The sequence below is a fragment of the Desulfogranum aggregans genome (assembly GCF_055398265.1).
Genome location: NZ_AP042447.1, coordinates 3,041,933 through 3,055,489 on the forward strand (window position 1 = coordinate 3,041,933; position 13,557 = coordinate 3,055,489).

Annotated in this window: 10 protein-coding genes; all 10 read left to right on the forward strand. The window is 52.3% G+C overall.

Annotated elements, in window-relative coordinates:
* Positions 1 to 56: 56 nt before the first annotated feature.
* A complete protein-coding gene (locus tag ACZ52Z_RS13390) occupies positions 57 to 1,460 on the forward strand; it encodes a sigma-54 interaction domain-containing protein (RefSeq protein ID WP_464267282.1) in 1,404 nt (467 codons plus the stop codon).
* A 250-nt stretch (positions 1,461 to 1,710) separates the two neighbouring features.
* Positions 1,711 to 1,944 carry a hypothetical protein gene (locus ACZ52Z_RS13395; protein ID WP_464267283.1) on the forward strand — a complete coding sequence of 78 codons (234 nt, stop codon included), beginning with the start codon at positions 1,711 to 1,713 and terminating at the stop codon, positions 1,942 to 1,944.
* A gap of 360 nt (positions 1,945 to 2,304) precedes the next feature.
* On the forward strand, positions 2,305 to 3,456 hold the full coding sequence (locus tag ACZ52Z_RS13400; protein WP_464267284.1) for a citrate/2-methylcitrate synthase: 1,152 nt from the start codon (positions 2,305 to 2,307) through the stop codon (positions 3,454 to 3,456).
* A 132-nt stretch (positions 3,457 to 3,588) separates the two neighbouring features.
* Positions 3,589 to 5,511 carry a biosynthetic arginine decarboxylase gene (speA, locus tag ACZ52Z_RS13405; RefSeq protein WP_464267285.1) on the forward strand — a complete coding sequence of 641 codons (1,923 nt, stop codon included), beginning with the start codon at positions 3,589 to 3,591 and terminating at the stop codon, positions 5,509 to 5,511.
* A gap of 42 nt (positions 5,512 to 5,553) precedes the next feature.
* Positions 5,554 to 6,771, forward strand: coding sequence for a saccharopine dehydrogenase family protein (locus ACZ52Z_RS13410; RefSeq protein WP_464267286.1), 1,218 nt, complete (start codon positions 5,554 to 5,556; stop codon positions 6,769 to 6,771).
* A gap of 7 nt (positions 6,772 to 6,778) precedes the next feature.
* On the forward strand, positions 6,779 to 7,957 hold the full coding sequence (gene nspC / locus ACZ52Z_RS13415) for a carboxynorspermidine decarboxylase (protein WP_464270794.1): 1,179 nt from the start codon (positions 6,779 to 6,781) through the stop codon (positions 7,955 to 7,957).
* The gene (gene speB / locus ACZ52Z_RS13420) at positions 7,954 to 8,844 is read left to right on the forward strand and encodes an agmatinase (protein ID WP_464267287.1); all 891 of its coding nucleotides are present in this window, start codon (positions 7,954 to 7,956) and stop codon (positions 8,842 to 8,844) included. Before nspC ends, speB begins: the two co-directional genes overlap by 4 nt.
* Before the next feature lie 175 nt (positions 8,845 to 9,019).
* Positions 9,020 to 9,994: a zinc transporter ZntB gene (locus tag ACZ52Z_RS13425; protein ID WP_464267288.1), complete on the forward strand. Its 975-nt coding sequence runs from the start codon at positions 9,020 to 9,022 to the stop codon at positions 9,992 to 9,994.
* Positions 9,994 to 12,486, forward strand: coding sequence for a mechanosensitive ion channel family protein (locus tag ACZ52Z_RS13430; RefSeq protein ID WP_464267289.1), 2,493 nt, complete (start codon positions 9,994 to 9,996; stop codon positions 12,484 to 12,486). Before ACZ52Z_RS13425 ends, ACZ52Z_RS13430 begins: the two co-directional genes overlap by 1 nt.
* Before the next feature lie 373 nt (positions 12,487 to 12,859).
* Positions 12,860 to 13,423, forward strand: coding sequence for a cupin domain-containing protein (locus ACZ52Z_RS13435; RefSeq protein WP_464267290.1), 564 nt, complete (start codon positions 12,860 to 12,862; stop codon positions 13,421 to 13,423).
* Positions 13,424 to 13,557: the final 134 nt, after the last annotated feature.

The following is a 13,557-nucleotide window of genomic DNA, read 5'->3' on the forward strand; positions in this document are numbered from 1 at the left end:
CCGGCAAAGAGGTTGCCTTTTCCCGGGCCATCATAATCCACTGAAGACCATCCATCATGTTTAACATACTTGTTTTTGGCGCGGCAGCAGTAGAAACAGACGTGCGAGGTATCTTTGACTCTGATCGGTGTAGAATACTCGGCGTAGAGCATGCACAGGACTTCTATTCTGTTGCTTTTTCAAGAAGTTATGACGCATGGATCATTGACCGCTCCCACCCGGACCTGCAGGAACTGGTCCTTGAGGAACTGGCGGTCGCCCACAGGACACCGTTGATCATCATGCTGGGAAATGATGAACCGGCAGCAACGGCAGATGCATCGGTGAAAACCTATGTTCACTCCAGGACTGATATTGCAGGCTGTTACGCTCGTTTTCTCCGGTTGATGCACAATAAACGTGAACAAAACAAGGAGAAGTACCTGGCTGGGTACGTGCACCAAAAGCCAACCCTTGAATCCATTGTGACCAAAAGTCCGTTGATGGAACAGCTGCTTGACCTGGTGAAAGATGTTGCTCCCACAGATTCACCGGTTTTTGTGGTCGGAGAAACCGGAACCGGCAAGGAGCTGCTGGCCAATATTTTCCATAATGAATCAAGGCGCCGATCCGGCCCCTTTGTAGCTGTCAATTGCGGCGCTCTCCCCGATTCCCTGCTCGAGTCAGAACTGTTCGGTTATGAAAAGGGCGCCTTTACCGGGGCCGTAGAACGGCGGATAGGAAAAATAGAACATGCTGCAGGCGGGACGCTTTTTCTCGACGAGGTGGAAAATATGTCCACAGCCATGCAGATCAAATTGTTGCGAGTTCTGCAGGAACGTTCTTTTCAGCGTTTGGGCAGCAATAACGATATCTGCACCGATTTCCGGGTCATTGCAGCAACCAATACCGACCCGACCGAACTCCTCCATTCCGGTACCCTCCGTTCAGACCTGTATTACAGGCTTGCTGTCTTTCAGGTACATGTCCCTCCTTTGCGCGACAGGACCGTGGACATTCCACTCCTGGTGCAACATTTTGTCAATCGCAAGAAAAAAGATGGCCGGGAATATGTCAAAGGATTGGATGCTCAGGCAATGAGTCTGCTGCTGTCTGTACCCTGGTTCGGAAATGTACGAGAACTGCAAAATGTTATCGAGCGAGCGGTGATGCTGGCTATTTCACCGGTTATTCCCGCCGGTTTGATCCACATACCAACCATCCCCATTGCCGACACTTCAGTAGATGTGACCAACCTGACGGATACGGCTTTCCGTCCAGGCACCACCCTCAAATCATATAAGACCCTGCTTTCTCAGTCTGCCGAGCGAAAATATCTGGTTGAGCTCCTGGAGTATGTTCACGGAAGGATTGGAGAGGCAGCGCAACTTGCCGGATTAACGCCAAGAGCGCTGTACAATAAAATGAAAATTCATGGTTTGAAGAAGGAGGACTTTAAAAAATCGGAAAAACTCGGGTAAACCGGAAATTTTCCATAAAAAACAATTATTACAAATAATTATACCAATAACACTGCCCCTGTTCGAACCGCCTCGGAATATTTCGTTCACTTTTGCTTCTCTTCCCTTCCATCATCTCAAAACCAATTAATCATCATATTACAAAGAGATAGTCAATATCGACCGCTATGGCATGCTCTTTGATAGTCCTGATGTGGCTGTGCAGAAAACTGCCGCACAAATGGCTCATCAAACATGAATGGAGATCACGATGGGAAACAACAAACGCCGCAATGACAATCATCTGTACGGAAAGTGTGAAATATGTCTGCGATACATTCCGGTTGAATACTACTTCAGTGTAGGCGACCTTATCGACTGCTATGAATGCGGGACGGTCTATACCATAGAATCCAAAAAACCCATACGGCTGAAAATGGCAGACGACCATTACACCTATAGCGATAACGACTACCCCGAGGAAATGTATTTTGATGACTATTGATGCCAGATCTCGCGCGCATTAGCTGAATATCCCGCCCCAGGGGTGTCCTCGCACCCCTGGATCAAGCCTTTTTCCACTGGTTCCCTGAATGCAGGATCATCCAAAAGATGGTGCAGGTGCCAGGCGGCAACCTCCTTGATCCTACTGAACTGTATCATTGCGTTGCCAACCGGGCAGATGTATGGTGAATGGACACCTCAAAGAGCAGCATGGTGCGCTGTTTAACGAACTATGGTAGATATATCACCAACAAGCAACAACACTTGGAGTTCAGGCTCTGCATTGTAACAGGTGGTTCTCTCTCGGTTAAAACACTATAGAAATATTCCGCACAGATACCTTTCTGCGCCCGGTAAGAAAATGAAGACACACGAGACACACACCAACCAGCACCAGGCAAAAAACGGCCTCCAGGACATTGTGGCCTGCGAATCAGAAATCTGCTGCATTGACGGTTCCCAGGGGCGCTTGATCTATCGCGGTTACGACGCGCTGGATCTTGCCCGGTTCAGTTGTTTCGAGGAAGTCGCCTACCTTCTCTGGTATGGCTGCCTACCACGGGCAACGGAATTTAAAGCCTTTCTTGACGGCTTTACCGGATCGATGTCCATCCCGATTGAAACGGTGATGATTCTGCGAATGTTCCCCAAGGCTGCCGAGCCCATGGAGGTCATACGAACCGCGGTCTCCTCTCTGGGGCATTGGGACCCGGATAGCGGCAACACCCGCCTGGATGCCTGCCTGCGTAAAGCCCAGCGACTGGTTCTGAGGATCCCGTTGCTTATCGCAGCTCATCAGCGGCTTCGGGAAGGCAAGGAACCCGTATCCCCTCTTCCCGGGCAAAGTATTGCGTACAATTTTCTCTATACCCTCCAGGGAAAGCCACCGACGCCGTTGGTTGAGCGAGCCTTTGACGCCGCACTCATTCTTCATGCTGATCACGAACTCAATGCATCGACCTTTGCCGCACGGGTCACAGCCGCAACCATGTCGGATATATATTCCTCAGTCACCGCTGCTATCGGCGCCCTAAAAGGTCCGCTCCACGGCGGGGCAAACATGGAAGTAATGCAGCTTATTGAAGAGATAGAGACACCTGAGCGAGCGGAGCAGGTAATCAGCAGCATGTTGGCACAAGGGCAGAAAATACCCGGCTTTGGTCATCGCGTTTATCGCTGCGAAGACCCTCGGGCAACCTTGTTGCGTGAATTCGCCGACAAGGTGACTGCCACTACCAACCAGCGAGCGCCATTTGAGATTACCAAAGAAATCGAGCGGGTTGTTCTCGAACGGGCTAAGGTGTTTCCGAATGTTGATCTCTACTCGGCCTCCCTGTACAGAGCCATGGGACTGCCTCGAGAACTGTTCACTCCGGTTTTTGCAATCAGCAGGGCCGTGGGCTGGACCTCTCACATCTTTGAACAGTGGGCCGATAACCGATTGATCCGACCGCGCGCCGAGTACTGCGGCCGCCAGGATCTCACCTACCGACAGATAGAAGAACGGGCCTGACATATCAACACTTGTCCTGCACTATTGTGGAGTTCCCTGACCCCTTTTTTCTCATGTTTTTTTCATACATCCTCATCGCGGTGCATGCTTCCTCTCCAGTAAGCATGTACCCCGCAGCCTGAAGCAGGACTAATGGTACCAAAAGCATCCCGCAAAAAAAAATGGTCAGTAGACAAAGCAACCGACCTCTATTGCATCGATAAGTGGGGAGCAGGATACTTTTCCATTAACGAGCACGGCGATGTGGTGGTAACCCCCTCCGGCGCTGAAAAAGGACCGAGCCTGAGCCTCTATCAGATCGCTAAGGAAGCCGAGTTGCGCGGCCTTCCCATGCCGGTGCTGCTCCGAATAGAGAACATTCTCGGCAGCCAGATCAAGCTGCTCCATGAGACCTTTCGTAAGGTCATTCATGAGAACAACTACCGCGGGGTCTACAAGGGAGTTTTTCCGATCAAGGTCAACCAGCAGGAACAGGTGGTTGAGGCCATCAGTCAGTTCGGTAAACAATTCAATCATGGACTCGAAGCGGGCAGCAAGTCCGAACTCATCGCCGCCATCTCCATGCTCCAGAATCGCCAGGCATGCCTGATCTGCAACGGCTACAAGGATGAGGAGTTTATCGATCTCGGTCTTTATGCTGTGAAAATGGGGTACCAGGTCTTTTTCGTGATCGAGGTTCCCGGGGAGGTCGACCTCATCATCGAACGCTCTCGACACCTGGGCATCCTGCCCTCTCTTGGCTTGCGAATCAAGCTCGCTACCCAAGCTGAGGGAAAATGGGCGGAATCGGGAGGTGACAGCTCTGTTTTCGGCCTTACCATGAGCCATATCATCGACGTCATCGACCGGCTCAAGGAGGAAGGGATGCTCGATTGCCTGCAGCTACTCCACTACCACATCGGCTCCCAGATCCCCAATATCAGCGATATCCGTGCGGGCGCCATGGAGGCCTGCCGTCTCTATGAAGAGCTGGTTGGAGAAGGGGCCCCCATGGGATACCTGGATCTGGGTGGCGGCCTGGCAGTGGACTACGATGGGAGTAACACAGATTCCGATTCAAGTAGAAACTACTCCATCGAGGAGTACTGTTCTGATATCGTCGAGTCGATCATTACCGTGCTCGAAAAAAACGACATCCCTCACCCGACCATCATTACAGAATCGGGCCGGGCAATTGTCGCCTACTACTCGGTCCTCCTGTTCAATATCCTGGATGTCAGTTCTTTTGAACCGCCGCCCATCCCCGCCAAATTGCCGGAAGTTGAGGGCAAACTACTGGAAAACCTGATGGCTACGTATCACCTGCTGTCCCCAAAGGATATCCAGGAATGCTGCAACGATGCCCTGTTTTACCGCAGTCAGGCCAGACAGCTCTTCAAACTCGGACATATTACCATTCGGGAACGGGCTTTGGCGGAAAATATCTTTCAGCACATCCTGATCAAAATATCGTCGATGATGCATGAACTCCCCCGCGTCCCCAAGGACGTAGAGGCGATCAACTCCCTGGTCTACGATATTTACTATGGCAACTTCAGCCTCTTTCAATCCCTGCCCGATGTGTGGGCCATTGACCAGATTCTGCCGACGATCCCGCTCCATCGACATCTGGAAAAACCAACCAGGCAGGCGATCATCTCGGATATCACCTGCGACTGTGACGGAAAAATTGATAGCTTTCCTGATCAGGAAAAGACCAGAAAGCATATCATGCTCCACCCACTCAAGGACGACGAGGAGTACTACCTGGGTGTTTTCCTTGTCGGAGCCTACCAGGAAACCCTCGGGGACCTGCACAACCTGTTCGGGGACACCAACGTGGTCTCTATCCATATCAACGAGGATGGCAGCTACCGTTTTATCGGCGAGCAGGAAGGTGATTCCGTTGCCGATGTCCTTTCGTACGTGGAGTATGATATCCGTGCAATGCGCGCCAGGTTGAGGATACTGGCTGAAGAAGCGATCCAGAAGGGACTCATCAGCCCGGTCGACCGTAAATCCATCCTGGAGACCTTTGAAGAAGGGTTGAGAGGGTATACCTATTATGAAAAATAAGCAGTACCGATAATGGTTCTGTCTTTGCCAGAGGAGGACAGTATGTCACGAATACTCATCATAGGTGCTGGCGGTGTCGGCAACGTGGTGACCAAAAAATGTGCGATGCACAACGAAGTGTTCACCGATATCTGGCTTGCCAGCCGCACAGTTGCCAAGTGTGAGGCAGTCGCCGAGGAGATTCAGCGGCAGATGGCGGTTCAGGTGCATACAGCCCAGGTCGATGCGGATTCCGTACCCGAGCTGGTCGAATTGCTCAGACGGGTCAAGCCGGAGCTGGTCATCAACGTCGCCCTCCCCTACCAGGACCTTGCCATCATGGATGCCTGCCTCGAGTGTGGGGTACACTACCTGGATACAGCCAACTACGAGCCGGAGGATACCGCCCACTTCGAATACAGTTGGCAATGGGCCTATCACGACCGGTTTCGAGAAAAAGGGCTTATGGCCCTACTTGGCTGCGGTTTCGACCCGGGAGTGACCAATATTTTCTGCGCCCATGCACAGAAACATGAGTTCGACACCATAGAAACCATCGATATCCTTGACTGCAACGCGGGCGATCACGGCCATCCTTTTGCCACCAATTTCAACCCGGAAATCAACATCCGCGAGGTCACCCAGGTTGTCCGGCACTGGCACAATGGTGACTGGGTTGAGACTCCGCCGATCCTGGATGACGACTGCGTCCATTTCACCTTCGACTATCCAGTGGCAGGCCCGCGGGAAAGCTACCTTCTCTATCACGAGGAGATGGAGTCGCTGGCCAAACATATCCCAGGGCTCAAGCGCATCCGTTTCTGGATGACCTTTGGCCAGCCTTACCTGACCCATCTCAAGGTCCTGGAGAATGTGGGCATGACCCGTATTGATCCGGTGGAATTCGAGGGCAACACCATCGTTCCCATCCGGTTTCTGAAGGCGCTGCTGCCGGACCCCGGCTCGCTGGGCAACAACTACACCGGCAAGACCGTAATCGGCTGCGTCTTTAAGGGGATGAAGGACGGCCAACCCAAGCAGCGCTACACCTACAATGTCTGCGATCATGCCGAAGCCTTTGATGAGGTCCAGTCCCAGGCGGTTTCCTATACCACCGGGGTACCGGCCATGATTGGCGCCATGCTGATGCTCAAAAAAGTGTGGAACGGAGCAGGCGTGTTCAATGTGGAACAACTCGATCCCGATCCATTCATGGAAGAGCTGAACAACAACGGCCTCCCCTGGCAGACGATCGACTTCACCGGCACCCTGCCCGAGTAACCGCTTGATGAACGTTTCCGCCACCGCAACCCCGGTCGATTTTCCCCAAGCGATGATCGACCGGGTCCAGACACCATGCTACCTGATCAGCGAGGATGCGATCAGGCGCAACTGCCGTATCCTTGATCAGATCCAGCAGAAAACCGGTGCCCGGATTCTCCTTGCCCTGAAGGCCTTTGCCCTGCCGGCAGTCTTCCCGCTGATCCGAGAATACCTGCACGGCGTCTGTGCCAGCGGCCCGACCGAGGCGCAGCTGGGTCGGGAGGAGTTCAATCGTGAAGTGCATACCTACGCACCGGCCTATACCAGCGATCAGATGGAACGGGTTGCACGCTTTTCCGATCACATCCTCTTTAATTCCATCAACCAGTGGCAGGCCCACAGGGCGGCTGTTGGTGATGCCGGGCGGCCAACCAGCGTTGGCCTGCGGGTCAACCCAGGCTACGCAGAGGTGGATGTGGACCTGTACAACCCCTGCCTGCCAGGATCCCGTTTCGGCCTCAACCCGCAAGATCTGGAAGGGGTGAATCTGGAGGGTATCTCGGGGCTCCACTTCCATGCACTGTGCGAACAGGGGGCCGACGTGCTGGTCCGGGTACTGGCACATTTTGAGGAGCGATTCGGCAAATATATTGGACAGATGCAATGGATCAACTTCGGCGGCGGACATCATATTACCCGAAGCGACTATGATACGGATCTGCTCTGCCGGACCATTGTCGATTTTCGTCAAAGAAACAATAACATTGCCGTCTACCTTGAGCCGGGTGAGGCGGTGGTGCTCGACAGCGGGGTCTTCGTCACCCAGGTGCTCGACACCATCCGCAATGGAGTGGAGATCGCCATCCTTGACGCCTCTGCCGAAACCCATATGCCCGATGTACTTGCCATGCCCTACCGGCCGCACATTATCGGCAGCGGCAAGCCGCAGGAGCACCCCTACACCTATCGCCTCGGGGGGATATCCTGCCTCGCCGGCGACATAATCGGTGATTACTCGTTTGCACGCCCCCTGCAAACCGGGCAGCGATTGGTGCTCACCGATATGGCCCTCTACTCGTTTGTGAAAAACACCACGTTTAACGGGGTTGAGCTTCCTGCGCTCTATACCTGCTCTGCTGAAAACAATACACTCCACCTTGTGCGGAGTTTCTCCTACCAGGATTACCGGAGCCGCATAGGATGAACCCTGAAAGGAAACGCCTTTTCCACGGAGACGATGTCCCCCCCTCCGCTCCTGCAGACGCCCTTTTCCACGTTATCCCGGTTCCCCTGGAGCAATCGGTTTCCTACGGCACAGGTACTGCAGAAGGCCCCCAAGCGATCCTTGAGGCGTCCTCCCAACTTGAGCTGCTCGCCTGCGGGACTGTTCCTGCACAATACGGCATATACACCGCCCCGCCAGTGGAATGCTCGGGGCCGGTGGAAGACGTGCTGCAACGAATAGGGACCGGGGTCGGCACGACCCTTGAACAAAAGAAAATCCCTGTGATTATCGGCGGCGAACACACAGTCACCTGCGGAATCACCACCTCTCTAACCAACCATTATGGTGCGTACGGGGTTATCCAGTTCGATGCCCATGCCGACCTTCGTGATACCTACCAGGGCTCATCCCTCAGCCATGCCTGTGTCATGCGCCGTATTCATGAGCAGGGTATCCCCATCTATCAGCTCGGCACCCGCAGCTACTCCCAGGAAGAAGAGCAGTATCGACTGAAGCATGGCATACTTTTTCGGGATGCTCTCGACCTGTGGCAACAAACACTGGAGTTTGAGCTTCCACCTGACTTTCCGGAAAAGGTATTCATCACCTTTGACATCGATGGACTGGACAGCGCCCTCATGCCCGCCACAGGGACCCCCGCACCAGGAGGATTGCACTGGTACCAGACAATGAGTCTGCTGCAGCAGATCATGGAGACCAGGATTTGCATTGGATTCGACATGGTGGAGTACGCTCCCATACCCGGCTTTCACGGGTACTCCTTTACAGCTGCACAACTGGTGTACAATATGATGGGGTACCTGGTCAGGAGCGCACCAAACAGGCGTTACCACGGAATCTGCTGAGAGGCAGCATTAGTGGACAAAAAAACGCGCCGGAAAAAATGCCAGAGGCCTCTGCAAAAAATGATGATTTCCGGTACAGTTGTACTCTTTACTCGTGAGCCACCCGGCTCCTGATCATAATCCCTGATGAGGTAAATTCGGGCTGGGTACCCAAAAGAACAGCTGAAGAGGAAGCATGGATTCTGCCATACAATTTCAAGTGATGATTCTTGACGGGAAAGGCGGCGGCACCTTGGTTGAAAATACTCCTCCCGCGGATTTTCCCATAATGACCGATGATCTGCTCTGTTGGGTACATGTGGATTACAGCTTTCCTGAAGCAATGGAGTGGATACGGAATGCCCAGTGGCTTGATGCCATTGTCAAGGACAATCTGCTCGACGATAGTTCTCGGCCGCGCAGTGAGCTTTTCAGCGATGGCCTGTTCCTCGCCCTTCGGGGAGTCAACCTCAACCCCGGCTCAAGTCCCGATGACATGGTTGCTGTACGGATGTGGGCTACCGATCGCACCATCATTACCTCCAACCGCCGGCATCTGCTCTCCCTGCAGGACCTACGCAGCGCCCTGCTCCGGGGAAAAGGTCCCAGGACGGCTGCTGACTTTGCAACCACCTTGATTGAATCCATTTCCCTGAGAACCGAGAAAGTCATAGAAGAACTGGAGGACCGGCTCGAATACCTTGAAGACGGGCTCGATAGCTTTGATACCGCTCACAAGGCGCAGCTCTCGGATATGCGCAGACAGGCGATCAGACTCAGACGCTATCTCGCCCCCCAGCAGGATGCCCTGCAGCACATGGTAAACGCCCCCCCGCCCTGGCTGCAAAAAAACGGTAAAAGACGCATCCGTGAGGCCATCAACCAGTTTAAGCGGTATGTGGAAATGCTCGACGCCATCAGGGATCGGGCAATTGTTGCCCAGGAGGAACTGCTGACCCACCTCTCAGAGACGCTCAACCACCGTATGTACGTTCTTTCCCTTGTTACCGCCCTTTTTTTGCCGCTTGGTTTTCTTACAGGTCTTTTCGGCATCAATGTCGGCGGTATCCCCGGTGCCCAAAGCAGCTACGGTTTTCTTCTGTTCATTTTGACCATTGTCACCCTGGTACTCTTTCTGCTCCTTTTCTTTAAAAAGAAAAACTGGTTATAATGGCTCAACAAAAAGTGCATCGCTATCCTGTACCGGAGTATAATATGGTTGTTTTTCCCAAGGGCGCCTTCCCTGTCCCCAGCCCGTGGCTTATCCTGGTTTTTTTAATCCTAACAACCCTTCTTCCTGCTGCTGCGTCATCGGCTGAGACAAAAGCCCCGCTTGAGGGACAAGAGTCATCCATACCAGATAAAGAAAGTTCGCAAAGCTCACAGCCCCAACCCGGCCTGCAGTCACTAATGCAGGAAGGCGAGCAACTCGCCAAAAAAATGGTCGACCTGCAGTTCATGCTGGATAGCCTGCCAGAGCCGCAAGGTTTCCAAAACATCATGGAGCAGCTTGCCACCCAGATTCAGGATCTTGAGTGGCAGGTCACCATGGCTGCTGCCGACCCCAACCTGGCCAGTGAGCCACTGGTTGTCTTTGCCGGAAAACTGGCAAAAATAGAGAGCCGACTGGAGAAACAGAGTCTTGCATTTAAAGAGGACCTGGCGCTGTTGATAGCGCAGCATACGGAATGGACAGGGACGGTCAAGCAAATAAAGGACAAGATAGAGCAGCTGGAAGGAAGCGAGACCTACCGCTTATTGGAGAACAATATTCTTGAAATGCTTGAGTTGTCCCAGCATGCTGTAGACCTTATAACTCAACGACTCATGCCGATGAGTGAAGCCAATACCTATGCCAATACCCTCCAGGTCAAATTATATACCCTCAAGAGCGACCTGCGAAACGCCATCACCGAAAACCAGGAGGAATACTTCCAGCAGACCTCACCGCCGATCTATAGCGATAGTTTTTATACCAAACTTCACTTCGGCCTGTTGGAGGAGATGGGAAAACGAACCATTGCCTTTGGAAAAAAGCAGACCATACTCTTGCAGCAGAACCTTCCTCGTATCGGCATACTGGCGCTCGTGACCATTATCCTCTGGCGGCTCATCCGGTTGAGCAGGGGGCTCATCCCTGCCTCTTATCGTTGGTATACGATCAACAGGTACCCGAGCTGTTCAGCCATCTTTTTTTCTGTGCTCAGCTACATTTTTCTGTGGAGCTACCTGATGGAGTTATCGACTGATCTTGTCGTGCTCATCTATTTCCTGTTTATCACCGCCCTGTTCTTCATCCGCTATACGCTCGAGATGGAACCATGGATCAATCGTTTTTTCAGCCGCACCCTTATTTTCCTCGCGGTGACACTCCTCATTGATGCCATTAGTGGACCTCCGGTAATTTTTCGCCTCTATGTTATCGCCTCAACCATATATGGCATCGTGTTCTGCCTGCAGATGAACGCCACCCTGAAAAAGCAAAATCAGGGGTTGTTGAGTCGAACCATGTTTAAAGCAACCGCACTCTTTTTGCTGATTATGTTGATTGCAGCAGTCATCGGCTTTGATCAGCTCAGCAGATATATCTTCATTGGATTCATCAAAAGCGTGGCTGCCGGACTGGTATGCTGGTTGCTCCTGCTGTATACCGACGGTCTGTTGGAGTTCGTGGTCAAGACGATGCCGCTGAACTTTCTTTCCCGTTACGGAGATACCATTTCCAGGCAGCTTAGACCGCTCTTCTGGGCTGCTTATATTTTGGTTTTCATGCTGTGGGTACGACAAATCTGGCTCCTGGAGCCTGACACCTCAAATGTGTTGAAGAAATTACTCGGGTATGGCATCCCGATTTTTTCCTGGAACCTAACCGTTGGTTTCGTCCTGACCATCTCCGCGGTTCTGTATGGCACCTATCTGATCTCTTCATGGTTGCAGACGGCCCTGTTGCAGGAGATCATGCCCAGATACAGGCTTGAGCGCGGTGTCCAGTTATCCATCAGCCGCATTGTTCACTACGTGATCTTTTTCATCGGCTTTGTGGTACTGTTGAAAATTCTCGGCCTGGAGCTGACCCAGTTGACCATCCTCGGAGGGGCGCTGGGTGTGGGAATAGGTTTCGGCCTGCAGGCGATTGTCAATAACTTCGTCAGCGGCCTGATCCTCTTGTTCGAGCGTCCGGTAAAGGTTGGAGATACCATCCAGATCGGTCAGGAGTGGGGGGAGATCAAATCACTTGGCTTGCGGGCAACCATTGTCCAAACCTTTGACAATGCCGAAATAGTTATTCCCAACGGCGACCTGATAACCAACCAGGTCACCAACTGGACCCTTGGAGAAAGACGGGTGCGCGTGAAGATTCCCGTGGGCGTCGCTTACGGTACAGATATCAGCGAAGTACTTGCTATTCTCCTGAAATCGGCCAACGGCCACCCGCTGGTACTCAGTACTCCAAAACCGGTAGCCCTCTTTCTGGCATTCGGAGCAAGCTCACTTGATTTTGAACTCCGGGTTTGGATTCCCAATGTCGATGACAAGCTGACAGTCCTCAGTGAACTCAACCAGGAAATAGACAGCGAATTCGGGGACGCCGGTATCGTGATCCCCTTTCCCCAAAGAGATGTGCACCTGTACACCACAGACACCGGGCAGAACAAAGAATGAAAAGAAGGGAAAAGGTCTCAAAAAGACCGGGCTACGCCTCTTGCCTCCAGCTAAGCAGCGGTACATACTGCGTCTCCATGCGATCTTTCAGCATCACCCCTGTTTTCCCGGTCTTGATTCCCTGTTCAACCAGGTAGGTTATCTTTTGCACAATATCAGCAACGGTTACCCCTCGATACTCGTCTACCGCTAAAGCCGCGTACCCGAATTATAAACCGATACGACTGCCTTCCTCTCCAAAGGGAAAGGATATCTTTCCCTGCCGACCTGGTACCTGCAGAAAAACATTTCACCTCGCTTCTTTCTTGACAGGAAAGTTTTTGTTTGCAAAATACTATTATCAGCACCAATGCATACCACCAGGAAGGTACAAATGGACGACAAGAAGCTCCTCGGAAAAAACCTCAAGCAGTTGAGAAAATATAAACAGATGACCCTTAAACAGGTTGCTGAAATGGCCGACTGCTCGGAAAGCCTCCTCTCCAAGGTAGAAAACGGAAGAGGCAATCCTTCCTTGAATACCCTGCACGCCATTGCCTCTGCAGTAGGAACAGACATAGGTACCCTGTTCATGGACAATGTATTTCGCGATGACGTAGTCAGCAGGAAAGGCGATCGACTGCTCACCCTCATTTCCGGGGAGGAGGAAAACGGAGTTTCCCTGGAATACCTCTCTCCACACAAACCCCACAACATCCTCCAGGCCCACGTGCAGATAGTAGCCCCGGGAGGAGGTTCAACCGGCGAAATCACCCACGAGGGTGAAGAGATGGGCTACGTGCTCGAGGGTATCCTGGAACTGACTGTTGACGGTGAGATATACATCCTCCACGCTGAGGACTCTTTCTTCTTTGACTCATCACTGCCGCACAAATTCAGCAATCCCGGAGCTGCCACCGCCCGTATCATCTGGGTAAATACTCCGCCCACCTTTTAAACTTTCCCCAAGAGAAAGATTCATCCATAACTTTACACAAAAGAAATTATTTCTCTTTGTTTTTTACATCATTGTAAACTTACAGACAAAGGGTGCTGGCTCAGCAAAAACAAATATTTTTTTATAAAACAATA

Coding starts and splice junctions, on each gene's coding strand:
- ACZ52Z_RS13390 (WP_464267282.1), top strand. CDS start 57: ATGTTTAACATACTTGTTTTTGGCGCGGCAGCAGTAGAAACAGACGTG.
- ACZ52Z_RS13395 (WP_464267283.1), top strand. CDS start 1,711: ATGGGAAACAACAAACGCCGCAATGACAATCATCTGTACGGAAAGTGT.
- ACZ52Z_RS13400 (WP_464267284.1), top strand. CDS start 2,305: ATGAAGACACACGAGACACACACCAACCAGCACCAGGCAAAAAACGGC.
- speA (WP_464267285.1), top strand. CDS start 3,589: ATGGTACCAAAAGCATCCCGCAAAAAAAAATGGTCAGTAGACAAAGCA.
- ACZ52Z_RS13410 (WP_464267286.1), top strand. CDS start 5,554: ATGTCACGAATACTCATCATAGGTGCTGGCGGTGTCGGCAACGTGGTG.
- nspC (WP_464270794.1), top strand. CDS start 6,779: ATGAACGTTTCCGCCACCGCAACCCCGGTCGATTTTCCCCAAGCGATG.
- speB (WP_464267287.1), top strand. CDS start 7,954: ATGAACCCTGAAAGGAAACGCCTTTTCCACGGAGACGATGTCCCCCCC.
- ACZ52Z_RS13425 (WP_464267288.1), top strand. CDS start 9,020: ATGGATTCTGCCATACAATTTCAAGTGATGATTCTTGACGGGAAAGGC.
- ACZ52Z_RS13430 (WP_464267289.1), top strand. CDS start 9,994: ATGGCTCAACAAAAAGTGCATCGCTATCCTGTACCGGAGTATAATATG.
- ACZ52Z_RS13435 (WP_464267290.1), top strand. CDS start 12,860: ATGGACGACAAGAAGCTCCTCGGAAAAAACCTCAAGCAGTTGAGAAAA.